The organism is Flavobacterium faecale, assembly GCF_003076455.1.
Classification (GTDB): Bacteria; Bacteroidota; Bacteroidia; order Flavobacteriales; family Flavobacteriaceae; genus Flavobacterium; species Flavobacterium faecale.
The window spans coordinates 410,574-432,888 of sequence record NZ_CP020918.1 but is presented as its reverse complement, the minus strand read 5'-3'; the positions used below and the strand labels follow the sequence as shown (position 1 = coordinate 432,888).

The following is a 22,315-nucleotide window of genomic DNA, read 5'->3' as shown; positions in this document are numbered from 1 at the left end:
TTTAGCTTTGTTCCTGGATTAGTGTGTCTACAAATTGAGTGGTGATCTCGGTAAAATCGTTAAATATGTATTTTGCTTCGTATAATGTGCTAGGGTCTCCAATACCAATGCTAGTCATTTTGCCTATGTTTGCAGCTTGCACACCCGCAATTGAGTCTTCAAAAACAATTGAATTTTCAGGGCTTATGGCAAGCTTTTGAGCTGCAATCAAAAATACTTCTGGATCAGGTTTGGCATTTGTTACATCATTTCCGTCCACGATGGCATCGAAGTACGAAATGATATCAGTTTTTTCAAGGATTGGTCGCGCATTTTTACTGGCAGAACCAAGGGCAATTGGTTGCTTTATTTCTTTTAAATATTTTAATATCGGAAGAACACCTGGTAATATTTCGCTTTGATTCATATCGACCAAATACAATAGGTAATCATCATTCTTTTGAATTAGCCATTTATTTTTGTCTTCTTGTGTTGCGTCAATTTTCCCTAAGTCTAATATAATATCCAGAGAACGAATACGACTAACGCCTTTTAAGAGCTCATTATGCTCATGTGTGAAATCAATTCCAAGTTGATCTGCAATTTTTTTCCAGGCTAGATAATGGTATTTCGCCGTGTCTACAATAACTCCATCTAGGTCAAATATAAAAGCTTTTTTAATGGTCATGTTGTGTTTGATTATCTGATTAGGTTTTTGAGATTGTAGTAAATATAAATATTTATTTATTAAATCATCTTTTGGTAGTTGAAATAATATGTAAAATTAAAGCAATAGTAATGTAGGTGCTCAAAAAATGAAGAATTGCTTTTATTTGAAAGTTTTACTGTTTTTTTTAAAGGCCTTTTCGATACATAATTGATTCTTAAAATGTAGAAGTTGACGTTTTAAAATAAAAAATTTAATTGCGGAAGTTAAGTTTGGGCCAAAAAAAAACCCAATTCTTGCGAATTGGGTTTTATTATCAATTGAGAAAATCAATTATCCTTCAACTTCGAATGGAAGGATTGAAACGTATGATTTGTTATCTCTTTTCTTTTGGAACTTTACAATTCCAGGAACTCTTGCGTGTAATGTATGATCTTTTGAGATGTATACATTTTCTCCTGGGTTGTGTTTAGAACCTCTTTGTCTTACGATGATGTTCCCTGCAATAGCAGCTTGTCCACCAAAAATCTTAACACCTAAACGTTTTGATTCTGATTCTCTACCATTCTTGGAACTACCGACACCTTTCTTGTGAGCCATGACGTATTAGTTTTAAATATTGTTATTATTCTTGAGTATCTTCTTTTTTAGCTTTTGGAGCTTTTTTTACTTTTGGAGCTGGTGCTTCTTCAGTACTTGCTTCAGCAGCTGCTTTTTTAGTTGCTTTTTTAGCACCTGTAGCAGTAATACCTTCAATTACAATTTGAGTAAGATATTGTCTGTGACCATTTCTTTTCTTGTATCCTTTTCTTCTTTTCTTTTTGAAAATGATAACTTTGTCTCCTTTTAAGTGTTGTAACACTTTAGCTTCTACTGAAGCACCTTCTATAGCTGGGGCGCCTAAAGTTACATTACCATTGTCGTCTAATAAAAGAACTTTGTCAAAAGAAATTTTTGAACCTTCTTCACTAGCCAAACGGTTAACATAAACCTTTAAGTCTTTGCTTACTTTGAACTGTTGCCCTGCTATCTCTACGATTGCATACATACCGATTGATTTATAAATTTTTAAGGTTGCAAATATACAATTAATATTTTATTATGCAATTAGTTAAAATAAAATTTATTAAGTTTTGTAGTCTGGTTTCAATTTCCCTTGTATTTATGGGTGTTGCAGCTTGTTTTTGATGAATTATTAGGAACAAATATTCTTTGATGATTAAAATACTGTATTTTTGATGTCATTATTTAGGTAATTACATTACAATATTATTAATCCTTATGAAAAAATATATAATGATAGCAAGTACTGCTCTTATGTTGGGTGGAGTAGCGTCTGCTCAGAAAATCACTTTTGAAGAATATAATCTTGATAACGGTATGCATGTGATTTTGCATAAAGATAGCGCCGCGCCTGTGGTGGTTACTTCAGTGATGTATCATGTAGGTTCTAAAGATGAGAACCCAAATAAAACTGGTTTTGCACATTTTTTCGAACACTTACTTTTCGAAGGAACAAAAAATATTAAAAGAGGGGAATGGATGAAATTGGTTTCGGCCAATGGAGGTGTTAATAATGCCAATACAACCGAAGATCGTACCTATTATTATGAAGTCTTTCCGTCAAACAGTTTGGAGTTGGGTTTATGGATGGAGGCTGAGCGTTTGTATCATCCTGTGATTAATCAAATAGGAGTAGACACGCAGAAAGGTGTTATTAAGGAAGAGAAAAAGTCGCGATCAGATAATCAGCCTTACGGTGCGGTGATCGAAGTGGTTAAAGAAAATATGTACACCAAACATCCTTATAGATGGCCTATTATAGGTTCTATGGAACATTTGGATTCGGCTAAATTAGAAGATTTTCAAATGTTTAATCAGCAATTTTATACTCCTAATAATGCTGTTTTGGTGGTTGCAGGTGATATCGATATTAAAATCACCAAAGAGTGGATCCAAAAATTTTTTGGCTTTATACCAAAAGGACCAGCTGTGAAAAGGGTTTCATTTGAAGAGGCTCCAATAACCGAAACGATAAAAGCAAGATACGAAGATCCAAATATTCAGATTCCGATGGTGGTGGCTTCATACAGAACGCCTTCGATGAAAACTAGAGAAGCACGAGTATTGGATTATATCTCGGGGTATCTAAGTGATGGTAAAAGTTCAAAATTGTACAAAAAAATGGTTGATCAAAGTAAAAAGGCATTGCAAGTTGGTGCTTTTAACTACAGCCAAGAAGATTACGGAATGTACATAATTTATAGTTTGCCTATGGCAGAATTTGGTGCTGCAGATTTACTGAAAGAGATTGATGAAGAGATTGTAAAAATTCAAACAGACTTAATTTCAGAAAAAGATTTTCAAAAGTTGCAAAATCAATTCGAAAATCAATATGTGAACAATAATTCAAACGTGGAAGGTGTTGCTGAGAATTTAGCAAAATACTACATGTTATACGGTGATGTAAATTTGATAAACACTGAAATAGATATTTATCATTCGATCTCTAGAGAAGAAATTAGAGAAGTTGCCAGAAAATATTTAAATCCAAATCAAAGATTGTTGTTGGATTATGTTCCAGTTCCAGAACCAAAAAATTAATTTTGATTTAAATCGTATTTTTTAAAGGTTGGTAATCTGCTTCAATTCAAAAGGAGTGTCGCGCGATCCATCAAAAAAATAGTTCATCTATATGAAAACATATTCCTTATTATTCATCCTATTATTGTTTACCGCTACTATGCAAGCACAAGATTATAAACAGCCAAAACAAGGCAAGCCACCCGTTGTAAATGTCAAAAAACCACAAATATTTTCACTTTCGAATGGATTAAAGGTGATGGTGGTTGAAGATCATAAATTACCGAGAGTCACTTTTAATTTGACAATTGATAATCCGCCTTATGCTGAAAAAGATAAAAAAGGAGTAGATGACTTGACAAGCAGCCTAATGGGGAACGGAAGTGTGAAGATCTCCAAAGACGATTTTAATGAAGAGTTGGACTTTTTGGGCGCTAACGTTAATTTTAATTCGCATGGTGCGTATGCCAATTCACTATCAAAATATGCTGGTAGAGTTTTGGAGTTGATGTCTTTTGGGACTTTATATCCTAATTTTTCTCAAGAAGAGTTGGATAAAGAAAAAGCCAAAATGCGCGAAAGTTTAAAATCGCAAGAAAAAAGCGCTCCAGCCATATCAAATAGAGTTGTCGATGTGTTGAGCTTTGGTAAAGAACACCCAATGGGCGAATATATCACTTTGCAAACGATCGATAATGTGAGTCTTGCAGATATTCAACACTACTATAATGCGTACTTCGTTCCAGAAAATGCCTATCTCGTTATTATTGGGGATGTGAAATTCAATGAAGTTAAAAAGAGTGTCGAAACCCTTTTTGGAAAATGGCAAAAACGAAATACGACAGTAGCATCTTATCCTGAGCCTGCAAATGTAGGTGCGCTTGAGATTAATTTTGTTAATGTGCCAACTGCATCTCAAACCGAAATCTCGGTGGTGAATACTGTTCACTTAAAAATGAATGCACCTGACTTTTTTCCGGCAGTAATTGCAACTCATATTTTGGGTGGTGGGTATAATAGTAATTTGAATATGAATCTTCGTGAGGCAAATGGTTGGACGTATGGAGCTAATTCCTCAATGGGGGTTGGAAAATATATTGATAAATTAAGATCATCCTCTTCGGTGCGTGTAAATGCTACAGATAGTGCGGTGGTTGAATTTGTTAAGGAGATCAAGAAAATGCGTACTGAAAAAGTGTCTGACCAATTGTTGACAGATGTTAAGGCTGGTTTTATAGGCCGATTTGTGATGAACTTTGAAAAACCTCAATCTATTGCCCGTTATGCGTTGAATACTGAGATTGAAGAATTGCCTAAAGATTTCTACGAAAATTATATTAAAACGATAACTGCAGTAACTGCAGATGATGTTTTGAAAGCAGCGAATAAGTATTTTTTAATTGATAATTCGCGAATCATTATAATTGGTAATGCCGAAGTAGTGCTACCGGGTCTTAAGAAATTAAATATTCCAATTCATTATTTTGATAAATTTGGTAGTCCTATCACTGAAGCGCAATTGCAAGTAGCGCAGTAGTTTTCGAAAGACTTACTATTTAAAAAAAAACCAACCTTCAAATTATTATGAAGATTGGTTTTTTTGTTTCAGGTAGTTTCTTTTTGCTTCCTAGCAGATAGATAAACGCCAATTAAGATGATGAAGGCTCCAAAGAACTGAACAGGAGTGAGGCTTTCGTTGTCTAATAGTCCCCAGCTAAAGGCGATTAACGGAATCAAATAAGTTACCGAAGAGGCGAATACCGGTGAGGCAATTTGTATTAGTTTAAAAAATATAATGTTTGCGATACCAGTTCCTAATACGCCAAGAATCAAAATGAAGAGTATTGATGTTTGTGTTTTTTCTACGGCCATTGTTTCTGTAAATCCAGAGAAGAATAAAATGGCAAGCGCAGGTAAAAATAACACAGCAAAATTCCCGGTTGTGATACTTAATGGTGATAGGTCTGATAGGTAATGCTTGATTAGGTTGACATTGATTGCGTAACAAATTGATGCAATGATGATTAAAAAAGCATAGTAGTAATTTTGTTCCGGATGGTTCATTGCGCCATTTAAAACTAATAATAAACTACCTGCCAACCCGATGAAAACCCCAAAAAGTTGTCTTTTTTGAAATCCTACTTTGAAAGCTATAGCACCTATGATTAGTGTATTTAAGGGAGTAAGAGAATTAAGAATAGCTGTTACGCCACTATCGAGTTCTGTTTGCGAAATAGCAAATAGAAACGCAGGGAAAAACGTGCCACATAAAGCAGTTAAGGCAAGGTATTTCCATTTCTCTTTTGGAACTTTTGATAAACTCTTAAAGCCAATTATCATCAGGAAGATAGAGGCAAATATAATTCGCAAAGAACCCACTTGAATTGCGGTTAAACCGATAAGACCTTTTTTAATTAATATAAAAGAACTTCCCCATATAAGCGCTAATAATGTTAAGTAGGCCCATTTTCCTTGTTTTGCTTCCATGCTGTTTTATTTTAACCCAAAATTGTAATTATTTTATGAATTATCGACACTAATTTGAGTAATTTTGTAATTAATTTTTAAACAATTATTTCAGATGAAAATTATAAAATCAATTGCATTAGTGGTTTTGGCGGGAATTGTTTTTACAAGTTGTAAAAAAGAAGCCGAAGTCTCAGAGAAAATAATTCCACAAAACGCTAAGGCTGAAACAGCTGTAGTTAAGAAAGAAGTTGCTGCAGAAAATTTGCAATCGGCTACATTCAAAATTGAAGGGATGACTTGTCCAGAAGGTTGTGCTAAAACTATACAAGAAGATTTGACTAAAACTGATGGCGTTCAATTAGCAGCTGTAGATTTTGATAAAAAATTGGCGACTGTTTCTTTTGATAAAACAGTTCAAAATCAAGCGTCTTTGACAAAAATCGTTCAAGCAGCTGGAGATGGAACTACTTACAAAGTTTCTGACTTTAAATAAAAAATATCCTTCAAATTATAAAAAAGCCATTAAGATGTAGTTCGTCTTAATGGCTTTTTTATGTTTATAATTTAGTAATTATAGGAGACAACTGTTGTATATAGTAGTGTAAATTTATGAGATCGAGTGTGTCCGGTTTTTAATCCGTGCTATTTAACTTTGATTGAGTAGCTAACTAAACTGTTTTGTTGATGAATCAGTATTATTTCCACTTCAAAGTTTCCATAAGTCGCTGCATGTCATTTTTGATGTAACTCGCTGCGGGCATGATGGAATCAAAATTTGGTTTTGCATAGAAATAGACAGATCCAGTTATAAAATGCTTTGTACTATCGGTTACATAAAATTGAGAGTTTGTGGCTGCGTTTCCATTTACTTGGTAAAACATACCGTATACTTTTTTATCAGGATTTAAATAAGGTTGCTCCAAAATGTCATCTGCTTTGATCACGTGCTCGTATGTGAGTTTTTGAGCGTCACGAAGCAGGTTCTTGATATTGCCATTTACAGGTTTGTAGGTGAGGTAAATAGTCGCCTTCATTTTTGGATAAGTGATGCTAAAACCACAATTTTTGTCACCCTTTATTACTGCTTTCTCGTTAATATCAAATGCAAAAGGACAATTGTTGGCAAAAGCTGCGTATTGCGCTTCGGGATAGTCCAGACGCAGATAGCTTGAGGGTTTTGGCAATACGGTATCTTTGCAACTTACCAAAAGTGTAAGTCCAAAAAATAAGCTGAGAGAGGTGATCTTTTTTAGTAACATAATTTTTTTACCTTGTCTTTTCAGGTTGTTAAGCTAGAAAACGTCAGTTATAGTGATTTAGTGCATCGAGGAAAAGCTTTCTAGTTTTTTTTCGAAAGAAATATTGCGTCTTATTCCAGGGTTACTTTGATTTGTTTGATCCTTTTATTGTCGACTGTTTCTACTTTAAAAGTACAATTTTCAAAAGTTATTTTTTGTCCTTTTTTGGGGAAGTTACCCACTATTTCGAGTAAAAACCCAGCCAGAGTTTCGGCTTCACCTTTTTTAGCTTCAAACAATTCGTCTTCAACTTCGACTATTCGATAAAAATCTTTTAAATTTATTTTCCCTTCAAAAATATAATTCTTGTCGTCTAGTTGTGAGTAATTCACATCTTCATCATCAAATTCATCACTGATGTCGCCTACAATTTCTTCGATAACATCCTCCAAAGAAACAAGTCCAGAGGTTCCTCCATACTCATCGACTACTACGGCCAAGTGATTTTTCATGTTTTGAAAATCTTTTAGCAAGTTGTCTAGTTTTTTATTTTCAGGTACAAAAAATGGTTCTCTTATTAGTGATGCCCAATTAAATTCTTTCTTATTAATGTATGGGAGTAGGTCCTTTACAAATAATATTCCTTCGATCTGATCAATATTATCTCGATAAACTGGAATTCTAGAATAGCCTTTGTCGATTATTTTAGGGCAAATCTCTTCAAATGTTTCATTTATTTCTAATGCAAAAACATCTGTCCTTGGGCTCATTACTTGCTTGGTGTCTGTGTTACCAAAAGAAACGATTCCTTCCAAAATCTTTTGTTCCTCTGAGGTTGTGTCGTCAGAAGAAGTTAGTTCTAAGGCTTGCGATAGCTGATCGACCGAAAAACTGGTTTTTTGCTTGCCGAGTTTGTTGTGTAAAAAAACGGTTGCGCTACGCATAGGTATGCTTATAGGTGATAAAACCTTTTCTAAAATTAGAATAGGATAAGCGACAAACTTTGCAAACTTAATGTTGTTTCTACTAGCGTACACTTTGGGTAATACTTCTCCAAATAGTAAAAGTAGAAAAGTAACTACAATTACTTCAAGTATAAATTTGAGTACTGGTGAATGTATTGTTGCGAATAGATTACCTCCCACAAATGAAAACAGAATAACAACACCAATATTGATGAAGTTGTTTGCAACAAGTAAAGTAGCTAGTAATTTTTTTGGGCGAGTAAGAAGGTCGGCAAGGATTTTACCCTTAGATTGATCTTCTTGAAGGGAGTCGTCGATATCTTTTTGCGAAAGCGAAAATAAAGCAACCTCTGCTCCTGATACTACTGCTGAGCAAAATAGCAAAGCTAGTATTGCGAAGGAACCAAATAATAGATCAGTGTCTATTGTATATGCGAGATTTAAACTGGGCTCTGGGTCCAAATTACAAAAGATTAGTTAGACATTTAAAACGGCAAATCATTAATTGGTAAGTCGTTATTATTTTGAGGGTCAAAGTTAGTGTTTTTTGTGGATTCAGTTGGAGAATTTTGTTTGTTGTTTTCGTTCTCTTTTTTAGTTGATAAAAAAGTGAATTCTGTGACCTGAATTTCGCTTGTATACTTGGTTGATCCGTCTTCAGCTTGCCATTGTCGTGATTTTATTCTTCCTTCGATGTAAATTTTATCTCCTTTCGATAAATATTTTTCACATATTTCGGCCGCTTTATTACGCACAACAAGGTTATGCCACTCCGTCGAGGTTATTTTTTCATTGGTTGTTTTGTTAATATAGACCTCGTTTGTGGCCAATGAAAATCGTCCAATACAATTTCCTCCATCAAAGTAATGCATCTTGACATCTTCGCCAAGAAAACCGATAAGCATCACTTTATTTAATGTTCCGTTCATAATTGTTTATGGTATTTAACTCAAAGGTACATTTTTTTTAAATTCCTTCGATGAAATTGTGAAGTACGATCGGGAAGGGGAGTGTTTTTAATTGGATTTGATCTATGCCTTCTGATAATGTTCCTTCAATTACTACTTTCCAAAATTTTATGTGCAAATGTTGATGGGATAATTTATGAATTACCCTCTTGTGATCGTACTCATATATAGTAGTGATATTTTCAGATTTATAGAGTTCTTTTTCGATGGCTTCAGATACAAAATCGAAATCTTCAGGTTTTTGAGTTTCTAAAAGTGGAAATTCGTAAAGATTATGCCAAATTCCTTTCTGAGTTCGTTTTTGAACCAAGGTTTTATTCTCTGCATCTTCAAGAATCATATAATTAAAGTAGCGGTTGGTTACTTTTGTCTTTTTTAATTTTACAGGTAGTAGGGTAACTTTTTTTCTTTGTAATGCCAAACAGCTGTCGCTAAAAACACAATTTTCGCAATCGGGATTCTTGGGTACACACTGCAAAGCTCCAAACTCCATTATGGCTTGATTGAAGAGTGCAGGTTGATCAGCAGGGATTAATTCTGCCGCTAGAGCTGTAAATTCTTTTTTGGTTGCTGCATGGGCAATATCAGATTCAATATCAAAATACCGTGCGAGTACTCTAAAAACATTACCATCAACTACAGGAACAACTTCATTATAAGAAAAAGATGCAATAGCTGCTGCGGTATATTCGCCAACACCTTTTAATTTTAATAGATCATTATAGTTGTTTGGAAATTGGCTATCTAATTCAAAAGCTATATATTGTGCCGTCTTATGTAAATTTCTAGCGCGAGAATAGTAACCTAATCCCTGCCATAATTTTAAAACTTGCTCTTCGTCGGCATTTGCGAGGTCAAAAACGGTTGGAAAATTGGTGGTAAAAGACAAAAAATAAGGCATTCCTTGCGCAACTCTGGTCTGTTGTAACATGATTTCAGAGAGCCAAATGTGGTATGGATTGGTGGTTTTGCGCCATGGTAAATCGCGTTTATTTTGTAAGTACCAAGAAATAAGCGTGTTATGAAAAATCATCATTAATTATTTGTAAACAAAAGTAAAAGTTTATATGATTAAAATTTAATGAATTAGCTTGATATATTGTATTTTAAATTCCTATATTTGCACACTCAAAAAAAATTATTACAATATAATAAATAGGAAAGACAATGACGAAAGCAGATATCGTAGCAAAAATTTCAGAAAAACTAGGTCTTGAAAAGGGTGATGTTCAGGCAACAGTTGAAACTTTTATGGAGGAGGTTAAAAACTCTTTAGAAACTGGTGATAACGTTTATTTAAGAGGTTTTGGAAGTTTTATCGTTAAAACGAGAGCTGAAAAGACAGGAAGAAATATTTCTAAGAACACTACAATCAAAATCCCTGCACACAATATTCCAGCTTTCAAACCTGCAAAAGTTTTTGTAGAAGGAGTAAAAACAAATAACGAAGCAAAATAATATTATTAATCATAAAATCTAAAAGATTATGCCAAGTGGTAAAAAAAGAAAAAGACATAAGGTAGCGACGCACAAACGTAAAAAAAGAGCGAGAGCTAACCGTCACAAGAAGAAAAAGTAGTTTATAACTACTTTTTTCTTTTTAAAAGTTCATTGAAATTGAAAATTAGTCTTCAGTCTTCAAATTATAGTCCTCAGTTTACTGATAACTATGAGTTGAAGACTGCTAGCTGATTTTCTTCGGGTAATAAAACCTGTTCAAATTATTGTTTAATCCATCCCTACAATTAGCCTTTGGCCTGTAGCTAATAGCTTTTTGTAATTTTTAATTGCCAAAAGCCAAGAGCCGAGAGCTAAAAGCCAAAAAGTTCGGATAAAAATTTACAAATGAATAAAGAATTAATCATTCGATCTAGTTCTGATTTCGTAGATTTTGCCTTATTAAAAGATGGAAAACTAATTGAATTACACAAAGAAGAAGAAAAAAGCAACTTTCAAGTTGGTGATATTTTTATTGCCAAAATAAGGAAACCCGTTGCTGGTCTTAATGCTGCTTTTGTAAATGTAGGCTATGAAAAAGATGCCTTTTTACATTATCACGATTTGGGACCTAATTTATCTTCCCAACTGAAATTCATAAAACTTGTAAGCGCAGGTAAAATAAAAGATTTCTCCCTAAAAAACTTTCAGTTTGAAAAAGAGATAGAAAAAGATGGTTCGATTACAACTGTAATCAATGCCAATCAATCTATTTTAGTACAAGTGGTCAAAGAACCAATATCGACCAAAGGACCAAGAATTAGTGCTGAGCTTTCTCTTGCAGGTCGTTTTATTGTTCTGGTTCCTTTTTCTGATCGTGTTTCTATTTCTCAAAAGATAGAAAACAAAAAAGAAAAAGACCGATTGAAAAAGCTTGTGCAATCTGTCAAACCAAAAGGATTTGGCGTTATTGTACGTACAGTAGCCGAAGGCAAAAATACAGCCGAATTAGAAAAAGATTTGCAGAACCTGCTAGACAGATGGACTGCAATGTGTAAAAAATTACCAACAGCTCATCATCCATCTAAGGTATTAGGAGAACTCAATAGAGCTTCTTCAATATTAAGAGATGTTTTTAATGATACTTTTAGTAGCATTCAAATTGATGACGAAGAGTTGTACAATCAAACAAAAGATTACTTGCAAGAAATTGCACCTTCTAAACAATCTATTGTTAAGTTCTATCAATCAAAAGACAATCCGATTTTTGAAAAATACAATATAGAGAGACAAATCAAAACATCCTTTGGGAAAACTGTTTCCATGAGTAAAGGGGCTTACCTTATTATTGAACACACTGAAGCTTTGCACGTTATAGACGTCAACAGCGGAAACCGTTCTAATAAAGCTACCAACCAAGAAGACACCGCAATGGAAGTGAACATGATAGCAGCTGCCGAAATCGCAAGACAATTACGTCTACGTGATATGGGTGGTATTATCGTTATTGATTTTATCGATATGTCTAATCCAGAGAATCGTAAAGTCTTATTCGACTTCCTTAGAGAAGAAATGAATGATGATAAAGCGAAGCATAAGATCTTGCCTCCTAGTAAATTTGGACTTGTTCAAATTACAAGACAAAGAGTAAGACCTGAAGTAAACATTAAAACTAGAGAAGAAGATCCAAACGATGTGAATGGTGAAATTGAAGCACCAATCTTAATCATCGACAAAATTAAATCTGATCTTGATAGATTATTAAAAATCCATAGCAATGTTGTATTAAATACACATCCGTTTGTGGCTGCATACCTCAGTAAAGGTTTTCCATCATTACGTTCAAAATGGTTTTTTGAACATAAAAAATGGGTTAAAATCATACCACGTGACGCTTACACGTACTTGGAATATCATTTCTATGACAAAAATGGAAATGTTATAAACGAATAAACAAAAACCGCCTTTCGTGAGAGAGGCGGTTTTTTTGTGTCTTGTTGTGACTGTTCAAGGTCTGCTTTATTACTTAATAGCAGTTTCTTAAGTTGTGACAACCTTTGCTGCATGTTTCTTTCTTTTTATAAAAAGAATAGTTAGTGATACACCAAGTAATGACATCACTACACCAACCAAGTTAGGTGAGGCATAACTGTAGCCTGCAACTAAGGGTAATCCTCCGAGAAATGCGCCAAGTGCATTACCGATATTGAAGGCTGCTTGTATAGTGGCTGATGCGATCATTTCCGCGCCGACAGCTGTTCTAATCATCATCATTTGTACCGGTGCAATTAATGCAATTGCCAAGCTTCCTGTTGTAAAAACTAAAAGTAAACTGATTATTGTATGGCTAGAAAGGAAAAATACCAACGTTAAATCTAGTGCAATTGCTAGCAAGATGTAAATTGTAGTTTTTTCTGGAGAGAATTTGTCTGCTAGTTTTCCACCGATTATATTTCCTACCACCATTCCTAGACCTGCAAGGATCAAAATATAAGGTACGTCAGCTTCTTTAAATCCAGACACTTTGGTTAATAATGGTGCGATGTAGCTTATCCAGCAAAAGAATCCACCTGATCCTACCGCAGTTATTAAGATTACGAGCCAGGATTCTGGTTTCTTGAAAAACTGTAGTTGACTTTTTATATTTCCCGCTTCGGCTGCTTCTATCTTTGGCATCCAGAATTGTATGCACAGCAACGTGATTGTGCCTATAACACCTACTATAATAAAGGTGTATCGCCATGTAAAGTGATGTCCTATATATGTACCAATGGGGACACCTACTACGTTTGCTATAGTAAGCCCGAGAAACATGACCGATATGGCTTGTGCTTCTTTGCCTTTTTCTGCAAGTCGACTTGCTACAACGGCTCCAACACCAAAGAATGCTCCATGTGGTAACCCTGATAGAAACCGCGCCAGGAATAAAAAGTTATAATTCGGTGCAATGATACATAAGGAGTTGAATAGTGCTAGCAAGGCAGTCAGAATTAATAAGGTTTTTTTTGGAGGTAGATTTCGAGTTAGAATAACTAATAATGGCGCTCCAATTACAACGCCAAAAGCATAAGCGGATATTAAGTATCCGGCAACAGGTATGCTTACATCTAAATCGTTTGCAATATCAGGTAGTAAACCCATCATTACAAATTCGGTTATCCCGATCGTTAATCCGCCTAGGGTAAGGGATAGAAGGCTCTTTTTCATTTTAATTGTTTAGATATTTTTACAGCTCAAAATTATTCATTCTCGTACCTATTTTAGTTGTAAATTTGCGCTGTTTAATTGTAAATATCGGTTATGCATAAATTACGTCAGTTTGAGACCTTACTTTTGGATGAATTTGAAGAAGATCAGTTTCATTTACCTACACATAGTCATACCTATTATGAGATAATTTATATTGTCAAGGGGAGTGGTGTGCATCATTTGAACGCGAACTTGTTGCAGTATAAAGCTGGTGATTTGTTTGTATTGTCACCAGATGATGAACATTACTTTGATATTAAGGAGCGTACTCGCTTTATATTTATTAAGTTCACTGATAATTATTTCGATTCGAATAAGAAGCTTTCTTGTGATGAGTTTTTACTGAATACGCCAGAGAGTTTTATGCGAGACAAAGTTTTGAAGGAAAATGTGTTGGAATTAGGATTTCCGTGTAGTTTAATTTTAAAAAATACTATTGAAAATATTATGTCGTATAGTAGTAAAGGTGATATTTCTACCTCGGCTATTATATTCTATCAAATTCTTTCAATTTTTGGTTTGATTAAGGAGACGCTTTCGATCATGAACCTTAAAATTTCAGGCAGTGGTATCGATAACGAGATGATAATAAGCTATATTCATCAAAATATTTATAATCCTCGTTTAATTCAAATCAAAGTAATTGCCTCTCATTTTAATATTTCAGAAAGTTACTTCGGTACCTATTTTAAACGAAAGTTTTTAATCAGTTATCGCGACTACATTAATACTTTGCGTGTCAAATTAATTGAGAAACGAATTTTGAGCAAACAAATGTCTATGAAGCAAATTGCTCATGAATTTCGGTTTACCGACGAAAGTCATTTATCTAATTACTTCAAAAAGCAAAAGAATGTTAGACCTAGCGAATTGATTTGATGGTTTTGTTTTCTTTTTCGAAAATGTTTCAGTTTATAATTTGTTAAATGCTTTTTATAGATGCTTAACTTTAAGTTTTCATTGCTAACCTTGGGTTAAAGATTTGATTGTATTTTTACAAAGTTGGCTTGACGGTTTAAAAACATTTGTCTGCTAGTTTTACAAGAACTTAATTTTTTGTAAAATGAAAGCACTTTTTATTGTTATCAATCAAAATAAATTATTCTACGGGCTACAACTTCTTCTGATCTTCTTTGTAGTTTTCTTGTTGCTCTTTTTTTCGAGAACAGAAGGTTTTATTTGGCTGAATCAGTGTCATACCATCTTTCTAAGGTCCTTTTTCGAAAACATTACACTATTTGGTGATGGTTGGTTTATTTTGTTGACCGTTGTACTTTTGCTGTTTATGAAGCAGTATCGTTTTTTGGCTTTCGTTTTACTGTTGTCTTATATTAGTTCAGGATTGTTTTCTCAGCTTTTAAAAAATATAGTTAGTGCGCCAAGACCGAGTGTTTACTTCGGTATTCATAAGGTTTCTTATGTTGTAGATACGTTTTCTTCTAGTCGTATTGGTTTTAGTAGTTTTCCATCAGGTCATACAGCTTCGTTTTTTGCATTTGCTACTGTCTTAAGTTTATACTGTCGTAAAAAAGCTGTTTGTATTTGTTTATTGTTGGCTAGTATGTTGGTAGGGTATTCACGTATTTATCTGGCTCATCATTTTTTGATAGATGTATTTGTGGGAGCTGTCATAGGGGTTTTGTTTGGATCTCTCTCTGTAATTTGGGTAAAAATAATATTGTCCAGTCCATTGATTCGAAAATGGAAGAAAGTCACACAAACCTCAGATTCAGAATTCCCTAATCCCTATTTTAATTAAGTATAATATGGATCTTGTAAAATTTCTGAAATTTGGTCTTGTGGGGTTTTCAGGTTTAATCCTTGATTTTTCTGTTACATGGTTCTGTAAAGAAAAATTAAAGTGGAATAAATTTGTGGCAAATGGATTTGGCTTTTTATTTGGGGTAACCAATAATTATCTTTTGAACAAATATTTTACCTTTCAAGATAATGATCCGCATATAGCTGCACAATTTATTAGCTTTTTAGTTATTGCAGTTATTGGCTTTAGTATTAATACAAGTGTTTTGTATTTTTTGCAAAAACGGACTTCCATCAATTTTTATGTTTGTAAAGTTGTTGTTACTGTCTTGGTTTTTTTCTGGAATTTTGGAGCAAATTCTTTTTATACTTTCAAAATTTAAAATGACTTCAAAAAAAACTATTTACCTAATTATTCTTATTTCTACATTAATACGTGTGATTGTAGCTTGTTCAATGTCATTAGGCAATGATGAAGTATATTATCTATCTTATGCGCATCACCTACAGTGGAATTATTTTGATCATCCTCCTTTAGTGACCTTGTTGATTAAGTTGACGACATTCAATTTATATTTTACATCAGAATTTTTTATTCGTTTAGGTCCAATTATATTAGCTGGAGTGAATACTTTTTTTATTTATAAAATCGGTAAAAAAATTAAAGGGGAAAGGGCAGGTATTCTTGCAGCATTACTTTTCACTTCTTCACTTTATTCTAGTATTATCGCTGGCATATTCATTTTACCTGATACGCCTCAATTATTTTTTTGGATTCTTAGTATTTATTGTGTTTTGCAAATTGTTGTGGTACATCAAGCTAAAAGCGTAGTAAATCGTAATCTTGTGTACTTTGGGATTTTGGTTGGTTGCTGTATTATGAGTAAAGTACATGCAGTTTTTTTGTGGTTTGGATTTGGAGCCTATATTCTTTTATTCGAAAGACAATTATTTTGTAATCCATATTTGTATGTGTCACTATTGTTGACGGTTTTTATTGCTTCGCCAATAATACTTTGGAATATCGATAATGATTTTATCACCTACAAATTTCATAGTGATCGCGTTGTTGTCAAAAACGGAATTAACTTTAGTAGTTTTATTCGAGAAGTAGTGGGAGGAGCTTTTTATAATAATCCAATAAATAGTACGATTATTGCGGTTGGAATCACCGCTTTTTTTAAGAAAAAAATAACAATTGATGTAAGTTTTCAGCGCATTCTAATCTTGATGGGATTGCCTTTGATTGTCGTTTTGTTAGCTGTTTCCCTTTTTAGGGATACATTGCCTCATTGGTCTGGTCCTGGGTATGTTTCCTTGATTATTTTGGTTTCTTGTTACTTGTCTGATGTGAAAAAGGATAGTGTTATTTTAAATTGGGTGTATTATGCAAATTATTTTATAGTACTGATTTGTTTTTTAGGGGTCTTAGTTATTAATTATTTCCCAGGTACTATGGGGGATAAACAGGCTAGTAGCTTAGGTAAACGTGACGTGACCTTAGATATGTATGATTGGGATTTTTTTAAAAATGAATTTTCTAAACTTAGAAACCAAGATATTTTGCAGAAGGGTTATTCTAGTACTTTTATTGTTAATAATAAATGGTTTCCAGGAGCGCATGTTGATAATTATATTGCCCAACCATTACATTTGGATTATGTAGGTTTAGGAAAGCTCGAGGATATTCATAACTATTTTTGGTTAAACAAAACTAGAAGGCCTTTGCAAAGAGGTGATAACGCTTATTTCATTACATTTTCGAACTGCTATTCAGATCCTAAGGTGCTGTATCGCCAATATTTCAAAAAGATTAATAATCCCCGAGTCGTAGTGCAAACTAGAGGAGGTTATCCTGCCAGAAAGATGTTTGTTTATTTTTTAGAGAATTATCAAGGAAATTTCATCATTCAATAAGTTCGGTGTCTTATTGCGGTTTTATAATTAGCATATTTGGATATTTTCTTTTAATGTCCATACTATGGCGTACGGCCTCAAGTCGAGTCCTAAAGTTTCCAATCCAAACCTTATAATTGGGAGTAAAAAAGTTGATGCTTCCATCCAATTCTGGAAAATCTTGTTTACAAGCATAAAGAGCATTGCGAGCACCTTCGCTATTTCCAACAAATACTTGAATCTTATATCGCTCATTAGCAACCATTGAGCTGTTTATTTTTCGTTTTTCACTTAGTAACTGTTCGAATTTTTCATCCTGTTTGATGCTTGTTTGTGATTGTTGGCCTAGTGTAACAATAGTGAAAAAACACAGTAAAATACTAGGGGCAAGGAAATTTTTAATTGTTAAAATATTCATAATGTCATGATTTTTAGACAAAAGTAATGCTTAATGCCGTAATGTGAAAGTGAATTATTATTTAGAATAAGTATAAATTGGAAATAAGGTTATTTTAGGTTTTTGTGAATAGCGCATAAGTCGTATTTTTGTCGAGATTTATAATAAAGGGGTAGCTTTTTATAGCGTTACAGTATTAAAAACTATGCCAATTTTTAGTAGATAATCATTATATAATATGAAAAAGGTGGGTAACCATAATTCGATCTCAAGGAATTTATTTTTAAGCTTTGCTTTATCGCTAGCTTTTTCCTTAACTTCCTTTGCTCAAGATGCTGCTCCTGCAGCTGCAACTGAAGCTCCTGCGGCCGCGCAAGGTGGCGATCCTGTAAAAGGGAAAGAACTTTTTAATGCAAATTGTGCTGCTTGTCATAAGCTTGATGCTAAGGCTACAGGGCCTATGTTGAGAGGTATTGCTGGTAAACATGATATGCCATGGCTTTATAAGTGGATTCATAATAGTGCTGAACTTATTAAGTCAGGTGATGCTGCTGCTGTAAAGGTTTATGAAGAAAACAATAAAGTTGCAATGACTGCTTTTCCTCAATTGTCAGAAGGAGACATTGATAATATTATTGCATATACATCTGAAGAGAAAGCTGCTGCTCCTGTTGTAGCTGGTGCTACTCCTGGTGGTGCTGCTCCTGCTGAAGGTGGAATATCTAACAATGTTATTCTTGGAGCTCTTGCTTTAGTAATGGCAATGTTGGTGGTAATGTTATTCTTAGTGAATAAAGTTTTGACGAAAGTTGCAAATGCAAACGGAATCGAAATTGCACAAAAAGAAAAATCTATTCCTATCTGGAGAGCTTTTGCTAAAAATCAATTTTTAGTTTTAGTTACAGCAATTTTTATGTTGTTGGCTAGTGGGTATCTTGTATACGGATTTTTAATGCAAGTTGGTGTTGATCAAGGTTACGAGCCAATTCAACCAATTCATTATTCTCACAGGATTCATGCTGGTGATAATGAGATCAATTGTAAATATTGTCACTCTGCTGCTAGAGTAAGTAAAAATGCTGGTATTCCTTCTTTGAATGTTTGTATGAACTGTCATAAGAACATTGCCGAAGTTGCTGAGACTACTGCTACTCCAGAGTACAGTAAAGCATTCTATGATGAGCAAATCCAAAAGTTGTATACAGCAGTTGGTTGGGATAGAAATACGCAATCATATACTGGAAAAACACAACCAGTTAAATGGGTTCGTATCCACAACTTACCTGATTTTGTTTATTTCAATCACTCACAACACGTTACTGTTGCAGGTGTAGAATGTCAAACTTGTCACGGACCTGTTGAAACTTATGAGATTCAAAAACAATTTGCTCCATTAACTATGGGATGGTGTATTAATTGTCATAGAAAAACAGATGTTAAAATGGAGGGTAATGAGTATTATACCAAAATTCACGAAGAGCTTTCTAAGAAGTATGGAGTCGATAAGTTGACTGCTGCTCAAATGGGAGGTTTAGAGTGTGGTAAATGTCACTACTAGATTTGAGAGTTAACTAAGAAGTAGTTAAATTTCAGGTTGCTGATTTAAGAAAATAATAATTAAGATTCTAATATTTATATAAAATGTCATCAAACAAAAAATACTGGAAAAGTGTTGAGGAACTAGACGTAAATAGTTCTATTGTTGAGGCGCTTAAAAATAACGAATTTGTTGAAGCAATTCCTACCGATGAGTTCTTAGGAAATGAAGGGGCGATGTCTTCGTCTTCAACATCACGTCGTGATTTTTTAAAGTACGTTGGATTTAGTACTGCGGCAGCTACGCTTGTTGCTTGCGAAGGTCCTGTGCACAAGTCGATACCTTATGTATTACAACCAGAACAAATCATTCCTGGTGTAGCTGATTATTATGCTACCTCAATGTTTGATGGTTTTGATTTTGCAAATCTTCTTGTTAAAACACGTGAAGGGCGTCCAATTAAGATAGAGAATAATACTATTTCTGGAGCAAAATTTGCTGCTAACGCTAGAGTTCATGCGTCTGTGTTATCATTATATGATAGTATGCGTTTGAAAGAACCAAAGATGGAGGGTAAACCTGTAGCTTGGTCTAATGTTACTGCAAAAATCAATTCAAGTTTAGTTGATGCAAAAGCAAAGGGTGGTCAAGTAGTTCTTTTGACTAATACTTTGGCAAGTCCTTCAACTGAAAAATTAATAGCTGAGTTTATTGCAAAAAATCCTAATGCAAAGCATGTGGTTTATGATGCGGTATCGTCTTCTGCAGCATTAGATGCTTTTGAAACTGTTTACGGAGAAAGAGCTTTAGTTGATTATGATTTTTCACAAGCTGGATTAATTGTATCTGTTGGTGCTGACTTCTTAGGAGACTGGCAAGGTGGTGGATATGATACTGGTTTTGCACAAGGAAGAATTCCTAAAAACGGAAAAATGTCACGTCACTTCCAGTTGGAGGCTAATATGACTTTGTCTGGTGCAGCTGCTGATAAGCGTTTAGCAATGTCTACAGCAGTTCAAAAACAAGCTTTAGTTCAAATTTATAATATTGTTACCGGATCAAATGTGTCAGTTACTTTAGATGCTACAGTGAAAGCTGAAGTAGTTAAAGCTGCTAATCAATTGAAAATGGCTGGAGCACAAGGTGTTTTGGTTTCAGGTATTCAAGATAAAAATGCACAATTATTAGTTATTGCAATTAATAATGCATTGTCAAGTGCTGCTTTTTCAACTGCAGGCACGAGACAAATCAGAAAAGGATCTAATGAAAAAGTTGCTCAATTAATTAATGAGATGAAGTCAGGTAGCGTTCATACCTTATTAATGAGTGGTGTCAATCCTATCTACACATTGGCTGATTCTGCTTCCTTTGCAGATGGTCTTAAAAAGGTTAAAATGTCAGTTGCTTTTTCTTTGAAAGAAGATGAAACAGCTTTAGTAAGTACCATTGCCGCTGCAGTTCCTCATTATTTAGAATCTTGGGGGGATTTAAGTTTGACAAAAGGTACTTATAGTATAACTCAACCTACAATTCGACCATTGTTCGATACAAAACAATTTCAAGATGTTTTAATGTCTTTGAACGGTATTGGAGGAACATATTATGATTATATCAAAGGTACTGCTGCAGGTGTAACTGATGGTGCTGGTTGGAATAAGGTGTTACATGATGGTATTTTTGTTGGCGGTTCAGTTGCTATTTCAGGCGCTGCTGCTGATTACAATTCTGCTGCATCTACTTTGGCAAGTGCTAAAGCTGGTTCAGGTTTTGAATTGAATTTATATACTAAAACTGGTCTAGGAGATGGTCAACAAGCTGCTAACCCTTGGTTGCAAGAGTTTCCGGATCCAATTACTAGAGTTTCATGGGATAATTATGTTACTGTTTCGAATGCAGATGCTAAGGAATTGGAACTTTCTAATGAGATTGTTGCTAATGGTGGTTTAAACGGAAGTTATGCTACTATTACTACTGCAGATGGTCTTAAATTAGAAAATGTGCCAGTTATTGTTCAGCCAGGTCAAGCTGTGGGAACATTAGGTTTAGCTTTAGGTTACGGTCGCAAGGCTGCTTTGAAAGAAGAAATGCAAGTAGGTTTAAATGCTTACGGTTTATATAAAGGTTTTAATGACGTTCAATCTGTTACTTTTGAAAGAGCTAATGGCACACATGAGTTTGCTTGTGTTCAAGGTCAAAAGACTCTAATGGGTAGAGGGGATATTATTAAGGAAACTACTTTAGAGATCTTCAATACTGCAGATGCTGAAGTATGGAACCCAGTTCCTATGGTTTCTTTAGATCATGAAGAAGTTAAATCTACTACTGTTGATTTATGGGATTCTTTTGATCGTTCTGTTGGACATCATTTCAATTTGTCAATCGATTTGAATGCTTGTACTGGATGTGGTGCATGTGTAATAGCATGTCACGCTGAAAACAACGTTCCAGTTGTTGGTAAGTCTGAAATTAGAAGAAGTAGAGATATGCACTGGTTGCGTATTGATAGATATTATTCTTCTGAATCTACTTTTGAAGGTGATAACGAAAGAAAAGAGAATATAGCTGGTTTATCTAGTTCATTGTCTACTTTTAACGAGATGGAAAAAGCGGGTGATAATCCACAAGTTGCTTTCCAACCAGTAATGTGTCAACATTGTAATCATGCTCCATGTGAGACTGTTTGTCCTGTTGCTGCAACTTCTCATAGCCGTCAAGGTCAAAACCATATGGCATACAACAGATGTGTTGGTACTCGTTACTGTGCAAACAACTGTCCATATAAAGTGCGTCGTTTTAACTGGTTCTTATACAACGGAAATAGTGAATTTGATTTCCATATGAATGATGATTTAGGACGTATGGTGTTAAATCCAGATGTTAATGTTCGTTCTCGTGGTGTAATGGAGAAATGTTCTATGTGTATTCAAATGACACAAGCGACAATCTTAAAAGCTAAGAGAGAAGGTAGAACTATCGTTGATGGTGAATTTCAAACGGCTTGTTCAAGTGCTTGTACTACAGGGGCAATGATATTTGGAGATGTAAATGATAAGGAAAGTCATGTTGCTAATTTATTAGAAGATGAAAGAATGTACCATTTATTGGAGCATGTTGGAACTAAGCCTAACGTGATTTATCATGTTAAAGTTAGAAATACCTAGTATTAAAA

The 22,315-nt window shown here is 34.2% G+C and carries 21 protein-coding genes; 11 read left to right on the top strand and 10 right to left on the bottom strand.

Annotated features, from left to right (window positions below; genetic code table 11):
• Position 1: 1 nt before the first annotated feature.
• From pgmB to rplU, 3 genes are all read right to left on the bottom strand, one after another.
• Entirely contained in the window at positions 2-667 is a 666-nt protein-coding gene (gene pgmB, locus FFWV33_RS01975) for a beta-phosphoglucomutase (protein WP_108739343.1), read from the bottom strand.
• 312 nt (positions 668-979) lie between these two features.
• A complete protein-coding gene (gene rpmA / locus FFWV33_RS01970; protein ID WP_108739342.1) occupies positions 980-1,246 on the bottom strand; it encodes a 50S ribosomal protein L27 in 267 nt (88 codons plus the stop codon).
• 25 nt (positions 1,247-1,271) lie between these two features.
• Positions 1,272-1,694, bottom strand: a complete 423-nt coding sequence (gene rplU, locus FFWV33_RS01965) for a 50S ribosomal protein L21 (protein ID WP_108739341.1) — start codon at positions 1,692-1,694, stop codon at positions 1,272-1,274.
• A gap of 233 nt (positions 1,695-1,927) precedes the next feature.
• Between rplU and FFWV33_RS01960 the strand changes: the two genes are divergently transcribed.
• Positions 1,928-3,250 carry a M16 family metallopeptidase gene (locus tag FFWV33_RS01960; RefSeq protein ID WP_108739340.1) on the top strand — a complete coding sequence of 441 codons (1,323 nt, stop codon included), beginning with the start codon at positions 1,928-1,930 and terminating at the stop codon, positions 3,248-3,250.
• Positions 3,251-3,341: 91 nt separating this feature from the next.
• A complete protein-coding gene (locus FFWV33_RS01955) occupies positions 3,342-4,766 on the top strand; it encodes a M16 family metallopeptidase (RefSeq protein ID WP_245891626.1) in 1,425 nt (474 codons plus the stop codon).
• A 68-nt stretch (positions 4,767-4,834) separates the two neighbouring features.
• On the opposite strand, the gene FFWV33_RS01950 is transcribed toward FFWV33_RS01955, so the two are convergent.
• Positions 4,835-5,716 (bottom strand): DMT family transporter, encoded by an 882-nt coding sequence (locus FFWV33_RS01950; RefSeq protein WP_108739338.1) that lies wholly within the window; start codon positions 5,714-5,716, stop codon positions 4,835-4,837.
• Between the two features lie 94 nt (positions 5,717-5,810).
• Here FFWV33_RS01950 and FFWV33_RS01945 point away from each other — a divergent pair, with 94 nt between their 5' ends.
• Positions 5,811-6,191, top strand: coding sequence for a heavy-metal-associated domain-containing protein (locus tag FFWV33_RS01945; protein ID WP_108739337.1), 381 nt, complete (start codon positions 5,811-5,813; stop codon positions 6,189-6,191).
• A 202-nt stretch (positions 6,192-6,393) separates the two neighbouring features.
• On the opposite strand, the gene gldD is transcribed toward FFWV33_RS01945, so the two are convergent.
• The 4 genes from gldD to mutY all read right to left on the bottom strand — a co-directional run bounded on the left by gldD (position 6,394) and on the right by mutY (position 9,902).
• The gene (gene gldD / locus FFWV33_RS01940) at positions 6,394-6,957 is read right to left on the bottom strand and encodes a gliding motility lipoprotein GldD (protein ID WP_108739336.1); all 564 of its coding nucleotides are present in this window, start codon (positions 6,955-6,957) and stop codon (positions 6,394-6,396) included.
• 110 nt (positions 6,958-7,067) lie between these two features.
• On the bottom strand, positions 7,068-8,363 hold the full coding sequence (locus FFWV33_RS01935) for a gliding motility-associated protein GldE (RefSeq protein ID WP_108739335.1): 1,296 nt from the start codon (positions 8,361-8,363) through the stop codon (positions 7,068-7,070).
• 23 nt (positions 8,364-8,386) lie between these two features.
• Positions 8,387-8,830 (bottom strand): single-stranded DNA-binding protein, encoded by a 444-nt coding sequence (locus FFWV33_RS01930; protein ID WP_108739334.1) that lies wholly within the window; start codon positions 8,828-8,830, stop codon positions 8,387-8,389.
• 37 nt (positions 8,831-8,867) lie between these two features.
• Positions 8,868-9,902: an A/G-specific adenine glycosylase gene (mutY, locus tag FFWV33_RS01925; RefSeq protein ID WP_108739333.1), complete on the bottom strand. Its 1,035-nt coding sequence runs from the start codon at positions 9,900-9,902 to the stop codon at positions 8,868-8,870.
• Positions 9,903-10,036: 134 nt separating this feature from the next.
• On the opposite strand from mutY, the gene FFWV33_RS01920 reads away from it, so the two are divergent.
• Together FFWV33_RS01920 and FFWV33_RS01915 are read left to right on the top strand one after the other, a co-directional pair.
• Positions 10,037-10,327 carry an HU family DNA-binding protein gene (locus FFWV33_RS01920; protein WP_108739332.1) on the top strand — a complete coding sequence of 97 codons (291 nt, stop codon included), beginning with the start codon at positions 10,037-10,039 and terminating at the stop codon, positions 10,325-10,327.
• Between the two features lie 387 nt (positions 10,328-10,714).
• Positions 10,715-12,259, top strand: a complete 1,545-nt coding sequence (locus FFWV33_RS01915) for an Rne/Rng family ribonuclease (protein ID WP_108739331.1) — start codon at positions 10,715-10,717, stop codon at positions 12,257-12,259.
• 87 nt (positions 12,260-12,346) lie between these two features.
• Here FFWV33_RS01915 and FFWV33_RS01910 read toward each other — a convergent pair whose 3' ends face one another.
• A complete protein-coding gene (locus tag FFWV33_RS01910; protein ID WP_108739330.1) occupies positions 12,347-13,513 on the bottom strand; it encodes an MFS transporter in 1,167 nt (388 codons plus the stop codon).
• A gap of 93 nt (positions 13,514-13,606) precedes the next feature.
• Between FFWV33_RS01910 and FFWV33_RS01905 the strand changes: the two genes are divergently transcribed.
• The 4 genes from FFWV33_RS01905 to FFWV33_RS01890 all read left to right on the top strand — a co-directional run bounded on the left by FFWV33_RS01905 (position 13,607) and on the right by FFWV33_RS01890 (position 17,233).
• Positions 13,607-14,434 (top strand): AraC family transcriptional regulator, encoded by an 828-nt coding sequence (locus tag FFWV33_RS01905; RefSeq protein WP_108739329.1) that lies wholly within the window; start codon positions 13,607-13,609, stop codon positions 14,432-14,434.
• Between the two features lie 184 nt (positions 14,435-14,618).
• Positions 14,619-15,314 carry a phosphatase PAP2 family protein gene (locus tag FFWV33_RS01900; protein WP_108739328.1) on the top strand — a complete coding sequence of 232 codons (696 nt, stop codon included), beginning with the start codon at positions 14,619-14,621 and terminating at the stop codon, positions 15,312-15,314.
• A gap of 7 nt (positions 15,315-15,321) precedes the next feature.
• Positions 15,322-15,699: a GtrA family protein gene (locus FFWV33_RS01895; RefSeq protein WP_108739327.1), complete on the top strand. Its 378-nt coding sequence runs from the start codon at positions 15,322-15,324 to the stop codon at positions 15,697-15,699.
• A gap of 1 nt (position 15,700) precedes the next feature.
• A complete protein-coding gene (locus FFWV33_RS01890) occupies positions 15,701-17,233 on the top strand; it encodes an ArnT family glycosyltransferase (RefSeq protein ID WP_159085958.1) in 1,533 nt (510 codons plus the stop codon).
• A 10-nt stretch (positions 17,234-17,243) separates the two neighbouring features.
• On the opposite strand, the gene FFWV33_RS01885 is transcribed toward FFWV33_RS01890, so the two are convergent.
• Positions 17,244-17,630 (bottom strand): SPOR domain-containing protein, encoded by a 387-nt coding sequence (locus FFWV33_RS01885; RefSeq protein ID WP_245891624.1) that lies wholly within the window; start codon positions 17,628-17,630, stop codon positions 17,244-17,246.
• 217 nt (positions 17,631-17,847) lie between these two features.
• On the opposite strand from FFWV33_RS01885, the gene FFWV33_RS01880 reads away from it, so the two are divergent.
• Both FFWV33_RS01880 and FFWV33_RS01875 read left to right on the top strand, forming a co-directional pair.
• Positions 17,848-19,167, top strand: a complete 1,320-nt coding sequence (locus tag FFWV33_RS01880; protein WP_108739325.1) for a cytochrome c3 family protein — start codon at positions 17,848-17,850, stop codon at positions 19,165-19,167.
• A gap of 83 nt (positions 19,168-19,250) precedes the next feature.
• Positions 19,251-22,307, top strand: a complete 3,057-nt coding sequence (locus FFWV33_RS01875) for a TAT-variant-translocated molybdopterin oxidoreductase (RefSeq protein ID WP_108739324.1) — start codon at positions 19,251-19,253, stop codon at positions 22,305-22,307.
• Positions 22,308-22,315: the final 8 nt, after the last annotated feature.